The 14,214-nt window shown below is 66.3% G+C and carries 20 protein-coding genes and 1 tRNA gene; 10 read left to right on the forward strand and 11 right to left on the reverse strand.

Translation table 11 applies throughout. From position 1 onward, the window contains the following. Positions 1-273: 273 nt before the first annotated feature. Together RCP80_RS14530 and RCP80_RS14535 are read left to right on the forward strand one after the other, a co-directional pair. The gene (locus RCP80_RS14530) at positions 274-735 is read left to right on the forward strand and encodes a hypothetical protein (RefSeq protein ID WP_308478346.1); all 462 of its coding nucleotides are present in this window, start codon (positions 274-276) and stop codon (positions 733-735) included. A 148-nt stretch (positions 736-883) separates the two neighbouring features. After that, entirely contained in the window at positions 884-2,056 is a 1,173-nt protein-coding gene (locus RCP80_RS14535; protein WP_308478347.1) for a hypothetical protein, read from the forward strand. Here RCP80_RS14535 and RCP80_RS14540 read toward each other — a convergent pair. Further along, a complete protein-coding gene (locus tag RCP80_RS14540) occupies positions 2,046-2,318 on the reverse strand; it encodes a hypothetical protein (protein WP_308478348.1) in 273 nt (90 codons plus the stop codon). The genes RCP80_RS14535 and RCP80_RS14540 overlap by 11 nt on opposite strands. 349 nt (positions 2,319-2,667) lie before the next feature. Between RCP80_RS14540 and RCP80_RS14545 the strand changes: the two genes are divergently transcribed. From RCP80_RS14545 to RCP80_RS14555, 3 genes are all read left to right on the forward strand, one after another. Then, a tRNA-Ser gene (locus RCP80_RS14545) sits at positions 2,668-2,753 on the forward strand. A 105-nt stretch (positions 2,754-2,858) separates the two neighbouring features. Beyond that, positions 2,859-3,092, forward strand: coding sequence for a hypothetical protein (locus RCP80_RS14550; RefSeq protein WP_308478349.1), 234 nt, complete (start codon positions 2,859-2,861; stop codon positions 3,090-3,092). A 49-nt stretch (positions 3,093-3,141) separates the two neighbouring features. Continuing rightward, positions 3,142-3,357 carry a hypothetical protein gene (locus tag RCP80_RS14555; RefSeq protein WP_308478350.1) on the forward strand — a complete coding sequence of 72 codons (216 nt, stop codon included), beginning with the start codon at positions 3,142-3,144 and terminating at the stop codon, positions 3,355-3,357. A gap of 72 nt (positions 3,358-3,429) precedes the next feature. Here the strand turns inward: RCP80_RS14555 and RCP80_RS14560 are convergent, their stop codons facing one another. Beyond that, positions 3,430-3,789: an Rv2640c family ArsR-like transcriptional regulator gene (locus RCP80_RS14560; protein WP_308478351.1), complete on the reverse strand. Its 360-nt coding sequence runs from the start codon at positions 3,787-3,789 to the stop codon at positions 3,430-3,432. 99 nt (positions 3,790-3,888) lie between these two features. On the opposite strand from RCP80_RS14560, the gene RCP80_RS14565 reads away from it, so the two are divergent. Continuing rightward, positions 3,889-4,368, forward strand: coding sequence for an ArsI/CadI family heavy metal resistance metalloenzyme (locus tag RCP80_RS14565; protein ID WP_308478352.1), 480 nt, complete (start codon positions 3,889-3,891; stop codon positions 4,366-4,368). 50 nt (positions 4,369-4,418) lie between these two features. Here the strand turns inward: RCP80_RS14565 and RCP80_RS14570 are convergent, their stop codons facing one another. Further along, positions 4,419-4,688, reverse strand: coding sequence for a thioredoxin domain-containing protein (locus RCP80_RS14570; RefSeq protein WP_308478353.1), 270 nt, complete (start codon positions 4,686-4,688; stop codon positions 4,419-4,421). 123 nt (positions 4,689-4,811) lie between these two features. Between RCP80_RS14570 and RCP80_RS14575 the strand changes: the two genes are divergently transcribed. From RCP80_RS14575 to RCP80_RS14590, 4 genes are read left to right on the forward strand one after another with little or no spacing between them, the layout of a single operon-like run. Continuing rightward, the gene (locus RCP80_RS14575) at positions 4,812-5,192 is read left to right on the forward strand and encodes an ArsR/SmtB family transcription factor (protein WP_308478354.1); all 381 of its coding nucleotides are present in this window, start codon (positions 4,812-4,814) and stop codon (positions 5,190-5,192) included. Further along, positions 5,189-6,322: an ACR3 family arsenite efflux transporter gene (gene arsB / locus RCP80_RS14580; RefSeq protein WP_308478355.1), complete on the forward strand. Its 1,134-nt coding sequence runs from the start codon at positions 5,189-5,191 to the stop codon at positions 6,320-6,322. The genes RCP80_RS14575 and arsB overlap by 4 nt, the downstream gene beginning before the upstream one ends. After that, positions 6,319-6,984, forward strand: coding sequence for an arsenate reductase ArsC (locus tag RCP80_RS14585; RefSeq protein WP_308478356.1), 666 nt, complete (start codon positions 6,319-6,321; stop codon positions 6,982-6,984). Before arsB ends, RCP80_RS14585 begins: the two co-directional genes overlap by 4 nt. Beyond that, positions 6,981-7,424, forward strand: a complete 444-nt coding sequence (locus tag RCP80_RS14590) for an arsenate-mycothiol transferase ArsC (RefSeq protein WP_308478357.1) — start codon at positions 6,981-6,983, stop codon at positions 7,422-7,424. Before RCP80_RS14585 ends, RCP80_RS14590 begins: the two co-directional genes overlap by 4 nt. A gap of 94 nt (positions 7,425-7,518) precedes the next feature. On the opposite strand, the gene RCP80_RS14595 is transcribed toward RCP80_RS14590, so the two are convergent. The 8 genes from RCP80_RS14595 to RCP80_RS14630 all read right to left on the reverse strand — a co-directional run bounded on the left by RCP80_RS14595 (position 7,519) and on the right by RCP80_RS14630 (position 13,574). Next, the gene (locus RCP80_RS14595; protein WP_308478358.1) at positions 7,519-8,496 is read right to left on the reverse strand and encodes an arsenic resistance protein; all 978 of its coding nucleotides are present in this window, start codon (positions 8,494-8,496) and stop codon (positions 7,519-7,521) included. Between the two features lie 87 nt (positions 8,497-8,583). Next, entirely contained in the window at positions 8,584-8,904 is a 321-nt protein-coding gene (gene fdxA / locus RCP80_RS14600) for a ferredoxin (RefSeq protein ID WP_308478359.1), read from the reverse strand. Further along, positions 8,901-9,350: a MerR family transcriptional regulator gene (locus tag RCP80_RS14605; protein ID WP_308478360.1), complete on the reverse strand. Its 450-nt coding sequence runs from the start codon at positions 9,348-9,350 to the stop codon at positions 8,901-8,903. The genes fdxA and RCP80_RS14605 overlap by 4 nt, the downstream gene beginning before the upstream one ends. A 592-nt stretch (positions 9,351-9,942) precedes the next feature. Beyond that, positions 9,943-10,218 carry a hypothetical protein gene (locus tag RCP80_RS14610; RefSeq protein ID WP_308478361.1) on the reverse strand — a complete coding sequence of 92 codons (276 nt, stop codon included), beginning with the start codon at positions 10,216-10,218 and terminating at the stop codon, positions 9,943-9,945. Then, complete coding sequence (locus RCP80_RS14615) at positions 10,199-10,621, reverse strand: MerR family transcriptional regulator (RefSeq protein ID WP_308478362.1); 423 nt, start codon at positions 10,619-10,621, stop codon at positions 10,199-10,201. Before RCP80_RS14615 ends, RCP80_RS14610 begins: the two co-directional genes overlap by 20 nt. Further along, positions 10,618-10,962, reverse strand: coding sequence for a hypothetical protein (locus RCP80_RS14620; protein ID WP_308478363.1), 345 nt, complete (start codon positions 10,960-10,962; stop codon positions 10,618-10,620). The genes RCP80_RS14615 and RCP80_RS14620 overlap by 4 nt, the downstream gene beginning before the upstream one ends. A gap of 480 nt (positions 10,963-11,442) precedes the next feature. Beyond that, the gene (locus tag RCP80_RS14625; RefSeq protein WP_308478364.1) at positions 11,443-12,438 is read right to left on the reverse strand and encodes a recombinase; all 996 of its coding nucleotides are present in this window, start codon (positions 12,436-12,438) and stop codon (positions 11,443-11,445) included. Continuing rightward, entirely contained in the window at positions 12,435-13,574 is a 1,140-nt protein-coding gene (locus RCP80_RS14630; protein ID WP_308478365.1) for a tyrosine-type recombinase/integrase, read from the reverse strand. Before RCP80_RS14630 ends, RCP80_RS14625 begins: the two co-directional genes overlap by 4 nt. Between the last annotated feature and the right edge of the window lie 640 nt (positions 13,575-14,214).

Here is a 14,214-nt window from a genome sequence, read left to right on the forward strand (position 1 = left end):
GGTGGAGTTTCGGTTCCAAAGAACGTCTGGTGGGAAGTCTGCCGGTCACTGAACAGACCCGCAGAAAGGCCCGACCATGGACACCACCATCCCGGCCACCAACCTGCTGACCTTCGCCGAGGCCGCGCCTCGGCCTCGACATGGTGCTCCGTTCGGTCCGTACCGAACAGGCTCCGGTCGTCATCGTGGGTCGCTGTAAGCGGATCCCGGCGGCGTGGATCGACGCCCAGCCCGAGGCCAAAATGTCGGACCCGTCCGGTAAGGCTGTCAGCTATGACGAGCCACCACGATGAAACGGCCACCGGGTGGCGTGACCTCGCCGACCAGTTGACCGACGAACAGCTTCTCCAGTTGGAGATCTACGAACGTCGGCCGCCCTCGCCGCGTATGGCGGATCCTGCGGCCCGCTTGTGGCTGGCCCGCTCGATGGCCCGGTCGAACTTGATCCAACACTTGCATGCCGAGATCCCGTTACCGGCGGATGCCGCCGACCTCGACGAGGTCAACAACTGGCAATTGTGGAAGGGCACCTACTCCCGGCTCTACACGGCGTGGTCGCACATCGAAGATGGCCTCACTGTGCATGTGTTCGGCACCCAGTTCGCCGATGGCCGGGTCGAGCGCAGCATCACAGTTGAAATGCCAGGACCCGGGATGGATGCCCGTCTGGCGCGGGGCTGTGCCGCCGCCCTGTTGAATGCCGCCGACCTGCTCGACCAGTTCGACGGTGCGTAGCCTGGCGGAAGACCGTGGGAACAGGGAATGCGTATCCGCGCTATCGCGTCAGCTACAGGCAACAAGACGGTCGAGTTCCGGTTTGGAACAACGTCTACGTCGAAAGCCAAGGCCTAGCCCTAACTCCACCCACTCTCGCCACCGCTAATTGTCGGTGGCGCGGAGTACGTTCTGGCACATGGGAAAACGGGGCGACAAGAAGCGCGCTAAGCAACGAGATCAACGGCTCGCCGACGCGCAGCGGCGTCGCCCGGCTGACCGCCCCGAGCGGGCAGCCAAGCCGATACGCGAACCGCAGCCGGTCGCCCAGCGGAGGCACACGACCCCCGAGCCGAAGCCAAAGTGGATGGGTCCGCCTGAGCCGCCCGACCCCGAAGGCCCAGACGGGCCGCTGACTCCGCGCAAAATCTCGGAGTCCGAATACATGTCGGTCGAGTGGCCACCCGAGGAGGGTGCGCCCGCAACCGCGCCGTCGATTCAATTCCTGCTGAAGATCACCAAGCGGACCGTCAACATCAGCACCGGCATCGTCGAACTGAAGACAATGCCGGTCGAGAACACGATCCACCCGCGAGAGTTGGCGTTCGATCCTCCGCTGCAGCAGTTCGGTAAGGACGGAGCCAAGGGGTTCCGGCACTACTGGGAGAAGTTGGACTACGTCTTCGGGTTGCCGGACCCTGGCGCGTTTCCGCAGATTTCATTGCAGGGCGACGACCGCGAGAGCGCGCTGAGGTTCATCGAGATGAGCCGACGCCTGGCCGGATTCAGCGTGATCAACGACGACACCACGCTGTCCGTCGGCACCGACATGGGCACCGACGACTGGCACGTGAAGGTAGTCGACCCTCCGACTGATGAAAGCTTCCTGGGTGCGTCCGCTGCCTTCCGCCAGCTGCACAACGACGGCGAACCCGCCTGCTTCACCACCATCTGCAACACCTTGTTCAGGGTGATGAAGACGCTGCCCGAGGCGCAGCAGGCGGCGATCAAGGAGGTCGTGCCGCAGTGGCGATCGGCGCGGGGCAAGCTGATGAACCAGACCGTCCACACGCTCACCGCGTTGAAGGCAGCGAACGCCAAGCCGGGCGACCCCCTCAGCTACGGCAACATCAATCCCGATGAGTTGATCCGCACCTTTAACTACGGCGACTCGCTGCACTTTGGTAGCTCCAAGGACCACCTGGACGACCTGTTGGCCGACCCGTTCCATGAGGCCTACTACAGGTACTGCGCGCTGATCTCGATCGTGGGATTGAGCCACCTGTACTTTGGCTTTGCTGCTGTGCTCACAAGCGCCTTGAGCGGGGGAGCTACCCGCTGATCCGGCGGCGCAGGTACTCCGGTATCGCCGTGATCGAGCCGTCGCGCATCCGCCGCTCGGTGTCGAGTGGTGACGAGAAGCCCCACTGCTGTCCGATCGAGTGGACCAACACGTCGTGGGCCACGACCGTTGCAGCGAGGCTGTCGGGCTGGTGCTGTCCGGCTTGCCAGGTGACCGCCGCTTGTTCGAGGTCGGGCAGGTGCCCGGCGATGCGGGTGGTGCCGGTCTCCAAGCCCTGCAGCAGCGCCGCCGACCGGGCCATCGCATCGCCGCCGCGCCCGCTGCCCTTCGGAGTCCAGGTGGTGACGCGGATCGGGTGCGGCGTCTGAGTCCGGCGAATCGCGTCCTTGACGACCCGCTGATCATCTCGTGTGCCGCGAAACCCTCCACGGCGATCTCCGACGCGCCGACGCAAACAGCCAGATCGACAGCGGCCCCGGCCCATTAATCAGAGGTCATAGGTACAGAGACTTCGGCGATAACGGCCACCACTCCCTCGCGAGTCAGCGAGGGCGCCACGATGTTGCTGGCGCGCAACCGCCGCGAAGTCGCTGACCGCTGATCGCGGCGTCCTAACCCCCGCACTGCTTGCGCAGCGTCGCAGGCGGTTTGGAGACGTGGCAGAGTGGCGAATGCAGCGCCTTGCTAAGGCGTAGTCGGTGTTCACCGGCCGCGGGTTCGAGTCCCGCCGTCTCCGCTTCGCATCACACACTGTGGGACGCGCCGCGTATGGCCGGTGCGCGCTGAGCACCGCATTCTCGTTGCAATCCAACCACTTCCCTCTCCCCCGACAGGATTGCCTGTGCGCCGCGACCCGCTTTCTGACCATGTACTGCGTCGCTTCCGTGAGGAGGCTGACCGCGCAGCGCATTCCAACTTCGACGCGCGAGAGCTGCTGGCGTCTCACGGCGTCGCGTGGGACGACGTCAACGCGGCCTGGAGCCGACTGCGGCCCCACAGCGGTGAGCTTGACGACCGGATCGGCAAGCACTGGCGCGAGCAGTACCGCCGCACCTGCGCGGAGCTGTCGAAGTAGGTCGCGCCGCGCAGAAGTCCCCGCCGCTGTGCGTGTCACCGTCCGCTGCATGTTTGTCTGTGAGTTCCAGAAGGTCAGCAACGGTGAGTTTTTCGGCCGGTCGGTACACCCGAGTCGGCCAGCCGCCGAACAGCATGCGATCACCGAGCTGCGCAAGCTCGGTGAAGAGGAGCAGGACATCCTCAGCGCGGTCGCGGCGGCCGGCTACGGCTGTGCCGACACCAGTCACACCGGATACGGCGTGCGGATATTCGGAGACAATTAGCGCCCGGCGCCGTGTCACGTCCCCGGCTTCGGTGTCATCCGCCGCGCTGCATCGACGGGCCGGGATCGCCGCTCAGGTACAGCAGTTCGGGTCGAGCACCACACACAGTGCCTGCAGCGCCTCAGGTCGAACCCGGTGAAAGACGTTCATCCCGCGCCGCTCGGAGAGCACTAGCCCGGCTCGGCGGAGTTGGCCGATGTGGTGGCTGATGGTGGATTCGTTGAGGTCCAATTTGGCGGCCAGCTCGCCGCTGGTTTTCTCACCGGCGTTGGCGCCGAACAGAAACGACACGATCTTGACCCGAGCCGGGTCGGCGATCGCCTTGAGCCGCATCGCGATCTGCAGCGCATCGTCATCGCTGACCGGACCGGCGGCGACCGGGGCGCAGCACACCGGGGCGGACATGTCGATCACGGGTAACGCTTTGGGCATAAACTCCATCCTGCCATGGTTCTTGACATATATCGAAAAGGAGCGGATTCTGAACTTGGCGCCACTTCGATATATGCCACAACACTAGAGGAGGACATCATGTCCCGAGCCCAATTGGCACTGAACGTCGACGATCTCGACGAAGCCATCACGTTCTACACCAAGCTGTTCAACACCGCCCCGGCCAAGGTGAAGCCCGGCTACGCCAACTTCGCGGTCACCGAACCGCCACTGAAGCTGGTGTTGCTGGAGAACCCCGGCAAAGGCGGCACCATCAACCACCTCGGTGTGGAGGTCGAGTCCAGCGCGCAGGTGCACGCCGAGATCGCCCGGCTGTCCGGGGAGGGGTTGTTCACCGACGAGGAAATCAACACCACCTGCTGCTTTGCTACCCAGGACAAGGTGTGGGTGACCGGGCCGGCCGGGGAGAAGTGGGAGGTCTACACCGTGCTGGCCGATTCGGAAACCTTCGGCGCCAGCCCGCAACACCTCGATCCCGAGGCCGAAGGCGGGCAGTGCTGCGGCGGTGCAGCCGCCGCCGATGTGGACCAGCCAGCAGAAAGCGCGGCCTGCTGCTGACATCGGTCTCCTAGGCCGGGTGGTCACCGCGTCGCGGTGGTCCACCTGGCCTACGGTCGTGCACACCCCCGCGCCCGGGCGAGCGCTTCAAGGATGCGCTCACGCGTCGGGAGGTCCAGGCGACATGCCCGACCCAGCAGCTGCTCGGCGCTTCCGGTCACGACGTCAACGCCATCGACCAGCACAGTCGGGGACGGATAGTCGCCCACCACATCGACCACAGCGTCGGGCAAGCCCAGCTCACGCAGGCACTCATCGAGCGACTGCCGCACCGTTTCGGCGTTCGGACACCCCGGATGACGCCGAAGTTCAACGCGCACTGAGCGCCACCTCCTCGGGTGTCGCGAGCCTCTTGACCCGTCCATCATGACAGTCTCCCCGCGTTCCCTGCTGCTCGTATCCGCCGGCTTGCGGCCAGCTTAGATACCTGTCAATATCGACGTATGTCGAAGTCATCGCCGGATCTGTTGAGTGCCCAGGATTCCTGCCCGCCGGGGGCCCTGTTGCGCGAGCCGCTGTCGGCTACCGAGGCCGCCGATATGGCGGTGAAGCTCAAGGCGCTGGCCGATCCGGTACGGCTGCAGCTGTTCTCCGCGATCGCCAGCCACGAAGGTGGTGAGGCCTGCGTCTGCGACATCTCGACCGACGTCGAGGTCTCGCAGCCGACGGTGTCGCATCACCTCAAGGTGCTGCGCGACGCCGGTCTGCTCACCTCGCAGCGCCGCGCCTCGTGGGTCTACTACGCGGTGGTGCCCGAAGCGCTGGCCAGCCTGTCGGTGATCCTGGGCGCAGCCGGCGCCGAGCCGGTCGGGGCGCCGCGATGACCGCCACCGCGCCGGCTACCGGGTCGGCGGTTGTGGGCAATATGTCGACCCTCGACCGCTACCTGACGGTGTGGATCGGCGCCGCCATGATTGCCGGCCTGCTGCTGGGACGCTGGATCCCCGGCCTGAACACCATGCTGGAAAGTGTTCAGATCGACGGGATTTCGCTACCCATCGCCCTCGGGTTGCTGATCATGATGTACCCCGTGCTGGCCAAGGTCCGTTACGACCGCCTCGACACCGTCACCGGTGACCGAAAACTGCTGCTGTCCTCGCTGGTACTGAACTGGGTGTTCGGCCCGGCGCTGATGTTCGCCCTGGCTTGGCTGATGCTGCCCGATCTGCCCGAATACCGCACCGGGCTGATCATCGTCGGGTTGGCCCGCTGCATCGCCATGGTCATCATCTGGAACGACCTGGCCTGCGGCGACCGCGAAGCCGCCGCCGTCCTCGTGGCGCTCAACTCAATCTTCCAAGTCGTCATGTTCGCCGTCCTCGGCTGGTTCTACCTGTCGGTGCTGCCCGGCTGGCTCGGCCTGGAACAGACCACCATTGACACCTCGCCGTGGCAGATCGCCAAATCCGTGCTCATCTTCCTCGGCATCCCACTGATCGCCGGCTACCTGTCACGGCGCATCGGCGAACGCACCAAAGGCCGCGACTGGTACGAGACAAAATTCCTACCGCGCATCGGACCGTGGGCGCTCTACGGCTTGCTGTTCACCGTCGTGATCCTCTTTGCGCTGCAAGGCGAACAGATCACCAGCCGCCCAATGGATGTCGCCCGCATCGCTCTCCCGCTTCTCGCCTACTTCGCCATCATGTGGGGCAGCGGCTTCCTACTGGGCGCCGCGATCGGTCTGGGCTATGAGCGCACCACCACCCTGGCTTTCACCGCCGCCGGCAACAACTTCGAATTGGCCATCGCGGTCGCCATCGCCACCTACGGCGCCACCTCCGGCCAGGCGCTGGCCACCGTCGTCGGACCCCTCATCGAAGTCCCGGTACTGGTGGCGCTGATCTATGTTTCGCTGGCCCTGCGCAGCCGCTTCACCACCAGCACCGTGTCCTCGGATGCATCACCGGCCCTCGATGATCGGGCCATCATCGATAAAGGAAGCACACCATGACCGACAGCCCTGTCACCCACCCCGACCGCGACCTGTCCATCGACCAACAACTGGCACTGCGCACCGCCGCGACCAGGCTGCAAACCGAGTTCGCCGACACCTTCGGCGTTGAGACCATCGAACGATTCCTGGGCTCCTCCTACGACCAATTCGCCGGCCGAGCCACCATCCCCAACTTCCTGCCGCTGCTCGCCGAACGCTTCGCCCACCAACGCCTGTCTGCTCTGGCCCGCGTCGAGGGCAAGGTCAGTGACGGCAAACCCACCGTGCTGTTCCTATGCACCCACAACGCCGGCCGCTCCCAAATGGCCCTCGGATTCTTCACCCACCACGCCGGAGACAACGCCGTCGCCTGGTCGGGCGGATCCGAACCCGGTGACGAAGTCAACCCCGCCGCCATCGCCGCCATGGCAGAGGTCGGCATCGACATCACCGGCGAATTCCCCAAACCCTGGACCGACGAGATCCTGCACGCCGCCGACGTTGTCATCACCATGGGCTGCGGTGACGCCTGCCCCATCTACCCCGGGAAACGCTACGAAAACTGGGAGCTGCCCGATCCAGCCGGACACGACGTCGACGCAGTGCGCCCCATCCGCGACATGATCGACACCCAGGTCAGAGCACTGCTTGCCGAACTCGACGTCACCATCACCCGATGATCATCCCGACAAAGCCCACCGTGCTGTTCGTCTGCGTCAGCAACGCCGGCAAATCCGTGATGGCACAAGCACTCACGCAGCACACCGCCGGCGAGGCGTTCAACGCACTCTCCGCGGGCACTCACGCCAAAACCGCCGTCAACCCCGTCTCCGCGCAAGCCCTGGCCGAACTCGGCATCGACATCGCCGGCCACCAACCCACCCAACTCGACGACACCCTCATCACCGCGGCAGACCTGATCGTCATCCTCGGCACTCGAGCCCACATCGATTCAGCCGCCGACGGCGCACCCGTGCAAACCTGGCACATCGACGAGCCCTCCCTACGCGGCATCGACGGCATCGATCGAATGCGCCTGATCCGCGACGACATCGCAGCACGCGTCCACGATCTCGTTCGCCAATTCACACACGATCACCAGACACAGCCCCGCGAATAACAACCCCGTCTACCCACCACCGACAACGATTCTCGCCACACCCTGGGACACCTGGATCGTCGAGCGGCCCTACGGATCCGAAGGGGTCGGCGGGTCACTGCGTCGCGGCCGTGGCGGGGATCAGGCGTGGGATGACGCGCACGTAGATGACCATGCCGACGAGTTCGATGAGGGTTTGGGTGACCACGATGACTGCGGTGATCGCGTAGGCGTCGGGCAGGGCCAATGCCAGCGGTAGGACGACCAGGGAGTTGCGGGTGGCGCCGCTGAACACCAGGGCCCGCGAGCGCCCGGCGTCTAACCGCAGCAGCCGCCCGGCGACCAGACCAATCAGGGCCATGATGAGCAGGAACGCGGCGTAGAGGGGAACGACGCGCACGACCTGGTCGGTTTGGTCGCTGATCTTGGGGAATTGGCCGGCGACCACCACGAACAGGGTGGCGGTCATCAGCGGCACCATCGCGGTGCTCATCGCCGAGGAGATGACGTGCCCGCTGCGGTGGCGGGTTGCCAGCGCCTCGGTGGCCCAGGCCAGGGTCAGCGGCAACACGATCAGGATGAGGAACGCTTCGACGAAGGGGCCGACCTCGACGATGTCGGCCAAATCCGATCCGACGAACAACCACAACAGCGCGGGAAGGGCGAGCATCTGGGCGAGCATCAGCAGCGGTGCGGCGGCCAGCAGACGCTCACTATTCCCGCCGGCCAGGCCGCAGAACACGATGACGTAGTCGATGCACGGAGTGAGCAGTGTCAGCAGCACTCCGAGCAGGACGGCTTGGGACAGCGACACCAGCCCGGTCAGTGCGGCCACGACTAGGGGCACCACGGCGAAGTTGAGCACCAGCAGCGCGGTGAGGAACTTGATGTCCCGAAACGCCGCGGACAGCTTGGTGAACGGCACCTGCAGGAACGTGGCATACAGCAGCGCCCCGAGCACCGGGTAGATGGCGGCCTCCCAGGTAGGTCCGGCGGCCGGCCAGGCAAGTCCTACCGCGGCGCCCGCTACCAGTCCGCCCAGGTAGATGACGATCTGGTGGCGTTCCAGCCACTCTGTGACAGGAGAGTTCAAGGGATGGTCCTTCCGTGGGTGTAACCGCCGATGTCGGGACACCGGCGACTGCCGCTTCACAGCGCTGTGGACAGCGGGACGCCTCTGCTAGCTGTCGTGGCGGGAAACCGCGGCGACCAGTGGGTGATCGAACGGCAACGCACCGGTCTTGGCCGCGCCGCCCGGCGACCCGAGTTCGGTGAAGAACTCGGCGTTGATGGCGGTGTAGTGCGCCCACTGCTCGGGCAGGCCGTCTTCGTAGAAGATGGCCTCGACCGGACACACCGGTTCACAGGCCCCGCAGTCCACGCATTCCTCGGGGTGGATGTAGAGCATCCGGGCGCCTTCGTAGATGCAGTCCACCGGGCATTCCTCGATGCAGGCCCGGTCCTTGACATCCACGCACGACTCGGCGATCACGCAGGTCATCGACGCGCCACCGCCGGGGAAATCTCCTGCAGCCCTTGGCGGGTGCGCAGGAAGCTGCACCGGGCATCACACGGCTCAGCCCGATCAGGCAGGGCATCAAGGCGGTCAAGGCCCTCAGTGAGCACCTCGGCGAAGCGCTGCAGTTCGGCGATCCGCGCCACGACCTCATCCAGGCGTGCGGTGATCATCGGCCGCATCCGTCCCCGCACATCCACACACGCACCCTCATCCCAGACGGCCAGCAATTCGCGGATCTCCTCCAACGGTAGGCCGACCTGTTTGGCGGCCCGGATGAACCCCAGCCGCTGCACCGACTCGTCGTCATAGACCCGGTAACCCGAATCGGTGCGCTCGGACGGCAACAATCCCACCGACTCGTAGAAACGCAGGGTGCTCGCCGGCACACCGCTGCGCTGCGCAAGCTGCGAAATCCGCATCTGGACCATACGCCGAACCCTAAACCTTCCACCTAGCTCGAAGGTCAACCCGAACCGCATCTGACCAGACACCGGGGCTGGTCAACCGTTGTAATCTCGCCACCGTCTCCGATACTCAGCAAGCTCCTCCGCGGTGGGGTCGGCGGTAAAGACACCACAGCCCCCACAACGAACGCGGCAACAGTCACCGAGCCCAGCAGTGCCGCCGCGCCGATGGCTCCCACACCGGCGGCCACCAGCAAACCCGCATGGGTCGCGATACCGAAAAGGATCAGCGTGAGTCCGCACAGCAGCCATCGATAGCGGCCTATCCCCGACCGGTCGCGGACTCGGACGACCCCGTCGTTGCCGCGCTGGCGCTGCGAGAGGTTCTGGACACCCACAGTGCGCACGTTAAGCCTTTGACCTAGCTGGAAGGTCAAGGCCCGAACACACTCATGCCGTGCCGCCGGTCGCGGTTTCTCGGTGCCACGACGGCGTTGTCATCGCCGGACCTGCGAGATCAGGGCTCGGTCCCCAACTCGCATCAGGGTGGGTCCGAGAACGAAGTCAGAGTCGTTCGCGCCCAGCGGGTTCAGACCGCACCCCGGGCATGATCGGATCAACTGAGCCGCAGCCGCACGCATCGTGCGAGTGACCCGGTGAGCAACTGCCTCGGGGGGCGGCGGGCCCGGATCCGCGAGGCCACAAAGCCGATCACCCCGACAGCGACCAACGCGAAACCGATCGGCTCCAGCCATCCAGCCCCGACCAGCAGCGCACCGCTTCCAGCCAGGCCGGCCGCAGCCAGCAGCGGCACCACCACACAACAGCCCGCACAGGCCAGCGCCCCGACGCCGATCACCGCCCACCAGCGTCTACCGGACCGGATCGCCATTGAAAGGCAGTGGACAACACGGACTCTCCGCGCACACCAGAAGGTCCTCGCAGCCCGCTTCCAGCGTCGCGCGCAGCGTGTCCCGCACCGCGGACAGTTCGGCCAGCTTCTGGTCGACCTCGGTCAACTTCAGCACCGCCCGAGCTCGCAACCCCGCATCCGAGCGGCCGCCCAACCGGGTCGCGGCCAACAAATCCCCGACCTCATCCAAGGTGAACCCCAGACGCTGCGCGGCTTTGATCACCCGCAGCGTCGTCACCGTCTCCGGCGGATACGACCGATGCCCGCCCAACGACCGATGCGGCTCGACCAGCAGTCCGCGCCGCTCGTAGTAACGCAACGTCTCGATATTCACCCTGACCGCCGCGGCCACCTCACCGATGCGCAATCCCGCCTCGCTCACCGCACTTCACCCCCAGCCATCGCGTCGACCCGGCGAGCCAGTGCATCGAGCATCTGAACGTGCGAGTGCGGAACCTCAATGCGCATCACCACATCGGCGCCGACCGACTCGAAACCGAAGCGGAAAAACGAGCAGCACCCCGTTTCCCGCGCAGCCAGCTCCCACGCCTCCGGCTCAGCCTCACCGGCCAGCGCCAGATCCAATCGAGTGCTGCTCAGCCGCGTCGACCGCAACACCGATTCGCCAAATAACCGGTCGAACTCAGCCACCCGCAGCGGGCGCTCCACTGAGGGCAGCGAGCACGACTGCGGCACCCAACCCGACACATCCTTGATCGCCATACCCCGACGATAAACCCGTACCTAGGTACGGGATGCAACCCCGCGCGACGGGCAACCGCATCCGCGGCGGCATCGCCGCACGTCTCATCGACCTCGCCCTCCAACTACCCACCGCCGTGCGAGACCACCCTCAACCACCAGATACAGGCCCTCAAATAACACCGTTCCTCACGGCAGCACGCTGCCCACCACACACCATGAGCCACAACCAGATACACCCACCACCGGCCTACAGATAAAGGACACTGAGAAAGGCGCGGCAAGCGTCCGTGACAAGGTGCGGGACAGCGTCAAGAAGACGACCGACAATGCCAGCAGCAGCTCCCGGTCCGACTCCAAGTAGGCGGCGCTGACACAGCGGGTGCGGTTTTCGGGGCCGAACCCCTGCCCGCTGTGTACCGCCGCGGCGGTGCAGGAGATCCTCTAAGAGGAGCTTGGCGTGCGCCGCGCTGCAGACTCATACCGCATTCGGTTGCCGGGTCACACCTCTGCTCGCAGCGGCGGAACAGGTTCGTCGAGTAGACGTAGTAGGTCCTCGAGGATCCGGTCAGCGCGACTCTCGACGTCGTCGAGCACATCGGTCACGCCGTCAAGCGCACCCGCCGCGCGGCGCCGGGCGGCCACTCCACGTGTGAAGCTGGCGGGATCGAGCAGTGCAGCGGGAACCGGCGGCTCGGGCAGTGCGGGTGATATCGGGTCACGTTCGGGTGTTCCGGTGATCGCCGGGTGCGGTCTGGCCCAGCCGTTGAGGTGTGAGTTCACGATGTGCGACACCGAGGCCGGACGCAGCGGTGTGGGCAGCCACGGCGTCGCTCCCCAGCGGTCAATCGGCGTCAGCAGTGCCAGGTCGTCAGGAACCGCACCGACCGCGGGCACCGGTTCGCCCCGCAGGTAGGCAGCCAACCAGCGCGGGCTCGGCCTGTGGTGCTGAATGGCGCGGACCCGCAACCACTGTGCGAGAACCTTCCTCGGCGATACATCCCCTTGCGCCAAACTGGCCGGGGTTCTGAACGTTTCCCCGTTCACTGTGATGACCAGGCTGTCGCTGAGCATGTCGGCCTGGACATCGCCGGCACGCAGTTCGGCGATGGCCCGCAGGGGAACCGCAGCAGCCGACAGTGCCAGCAGAATCGCGTCTCGGCGGGCGAACAGCGCGGTGGGCCAGCCGGTTTCAGGTAGGCGGCTGATCGCTTCGGCCGCAGCGGTGCCGCGCATCTGTGCTTTCGCGCCTCGCCGGGCATCGATCAGTTGCCGGACTGTCTCGGCTCGTCCCGGCTCGGGGTGCCCGCATCGTCGGTGAACCGCGTTGACGACGCCGACCCGGCGCCGCTGGGTTCCCTGCGCGGCGGGATTGGCGGCGATGAACTGCGCCAGCACCGCGGGGCCAGCTGGAAGGGCGCGGTGCCCCAGTGCGGTGCACCAGTCGGTGAACAGTTGCCACACAGCGCCACTGCGCGCATCCGCCGACACGGTCACAGTCCCAGGGACGTGACAGCGTTGCCGACTAACGGCGCCTCTTCCCGCGCGTAGCGCTCCACCATGGCCGGGGTGCGGTGGGCGGTCTGACGCATGATCGCGTGCGCATCGGCACCGTTGCGGAACGCCTGCGTCACGAACCCGGAACGCAGACTGTGCGCGCCCAGTCGAGCCACCGCGGATGCCGGGAACCCGGCTCGGGCAGCGCGGCGGCGGATCGCGGCGTGCACCGCGGCCCCCGACATCGCCGTCTCCGACAGATTGCCGTTCTGGGCGATGGACCGGAAAATCGCACGGCGGGCGCGGATTTCACGCTGCCCCGGCGATTGGCACACGTGAACGGCCAAGCCGAGGTCCTCCCCGGAAAGCAGCCTGATCACCGCCGAGCGTCCGCCGTCGTCGAAAGCTGCGACCACTTGCGCCCAGCGGGCGAATGCGCACGGCGGGCAGCGTCTCGGGTCCTCGGCGCGGGGCAGGGCGTGTACCCGGCCCTGACCCTCCTGGTCGGTCTTGGAGCGGCGGATGTGGACGTGGACGCCGTCGAGGGTATGCAGGACTGCGTCGGCGCCAGTGAGCCCGACCAGCTCGCTGCGGCGGAAGGCGCCGGTGAAGCCCATCAGCAGCAGAGCTGAATCTCGGCGCTCATGTACGGATTCGGCCCAACCGAGCGCCTGGTCGCGGGCCGCGGCGACGATGACGAGCACGTCGTCGGTGAGCAGCGGTGTCCTCGGAGAACGGGGGCGATCACCAGCTGCGGCGTACTCGCGACGGATGCCGGCGATGGTCGACAGCACCACGGGATGCTGCGTCGGCGCGGTGTCGGCGCCCGCTCGGCGGTGACGGTCGGAGATCGCTGCGACCCACTTGCTCAGCGTCGCCGGGGCGTAGGAGCGCCGGCCGTCACCGTCAACGGTGTCCGCGGCGTCGACGAGATACGCGGCGACCACAGCCGGTGCGGCAGGCAATGGTTGGTGCCCTTGGTGCGAGCACCAGTTCTCGAAGCGGCGCCACGCGCTGTCGTAAGCCCGTCGCGTTCCCGGGGACTGCGCAGCCGCCGCAGCGCGCAGGATCCTGTCCTGTGTGCGCCGATCCAGCTCGGTGTCCGGACCGGCCGCGCGGACGGCGGGTGACGGCATCCACGCAGCCTATCGCCACTGCCAGACAGGCGAGCAGTGCCGCACAACGGCAATCCTCCTCACCGCGCTGCCATTTCGATCGAGCATCCGGCTGAGGTGGAACTGTCACGTCCCGGTGTGTTGCCGAAGCCGTCGCCCATGCCCGCGTTCCAGCGGTATCCACGACCACACCGTGTGGTCCTGAACCAGTGGTCGCGGTGCTGCGGACCGTCATTGTCGCGGTATCGATCGACGACGCCGTGCTGCCTGGTTCATCGCGGGTGCCCTGATCAGCCGATATGACGGTGGCCTCATCGGGTGTCAGATACACCTGCACGGGGTCGCTGGGGACCGGAGCGGCGGCGACCACCGTGTAGGCGTCCAGATCCACCTTGACGACCGCGGACGGATCGGTGATTCCGGCATACGCGAACCGCCCGTCCGCGGTGACCGCCACCTGGGCTGGATTCGCGCCCACCGGAACAGAACCCAATACCGTGTCAGTTGCGGGGTCGATCACGTCCAGTGCGGCCTCCATGGTGTTGGCGATCACGACGATCGAGCCGTCGGCCGAGGGCCGCAGACCATGCGGCATCCCGCCAACAGTGATCTGCCCAATCGGCTGCAGCTCACCTGCCCGGTACACCGCCACCGTGCCGTC

It is taken from the genome of Mycolicibacterium sp. MU0053 (genome assembly GCF_963378095.1).
GTDB classification, from domain to species: domain Bacteria; phylum Actinomycetota; class Actinomycetes; order Mycobacteriales; family Mycobacteriaceae; genus Mycobacterium; species Mycobacterium burgundiense.

Coding starts and splice junctions, on each gene's coding strand:
- RCP80_RS14590 (WP_308478357.1), top strand. CDS start 6,981: ATGATCATCCCGACAAAGCCCACCGTGCTGTTCGTCTGCGTCAGCAAC.
- RCP80_RS14605 (WP_308478360.1), bottom strand. CDS start 9,350: ATGGTCCAGATGCGGATTTCGCAGCTTGCGCAGCGCAGCGGTGTGCCG.
- RCP80_RS14630 (WP_308478365.1), bottom strand. CDS start 13,574: ATGCCGTCACCCGCCGTCCGCGCGGCCGGTCCGGACACCGAGCTGGAT.
- RCP80_RS14565 (WP_308478352.1), top strand. CDS start 3,889: ATGTCCCGAGCCCAATTGGCACTGAACGTCGACGATCTCGACGAAGCC.
- arsB (WP_308478355.1), top strand. CDS start 5,189: ATGACCGCCACCGCGCCGGCTACCGGGTCGGCGGTTGTGGGCAATATG.
- RCP80_RS14540 (WP_308478348.1), bottom strand. CDS start 2,318: ATGGCCCGGTCGGCGGCGCTGCTGCAGGGCTTGGAGACCGGCACCACC.
- RCP80_RS14560 (WP_308478351.1), bottom strand. CDS start 3,789: ATGCCCAAAGCGTTACCCGTGATCGACATGTCCGCCCCGGTGTGCTGC.
- RCP80_RS14530 (WP_308478346.1), top strand. CDS start 274: ATGACGAGCCACCACGATGAAACGGCCACCGGGTGGCGTGACCTCGCC.
- RCP80_RS14585 (WP_308478356.1), top strand. CDS start 6,319: ATGACCGACAGCCCTGTCACCCACCCCGACCGCGACCTGTCCATCGAC.
- fdxA (WP_308478359.1), bottom strand. CDS start 8,904: ATGACCTGCGTGATCGCCGAGTCGTGCGTGGATGTCAAGGACCGGGCC.
- RCP80_RS14555 (WP_308478350.1), top strand. CDS start 3,142: ATGTTTGTCTGTGAGTTCCAGAAGGTCAGCAACGGTGAGTTTTTCGGC.
- RCP80_RS14620 (WP_308478363.1), bottom strand. CDS start 10,962: ATGGCGATCAAGGATGTGTCGGGTTGGGTGCCGCAGTCGTGCTCGCTG.
- RCP80_RS14610 (WP_308478361.1), bottom strand. CDS start 10,218: ATGGCGATCCGGTCCGGTAGACGCTGGTGGGCGGTGATCGGCGTCGGG.
- RCP80_RS14575 (WP_308478354.1), top strand. CDS start 4,812: ATGTCGAAGTCATCGCCGGATCTGTTGAGTGCCCAGGATTCCTGCCCG.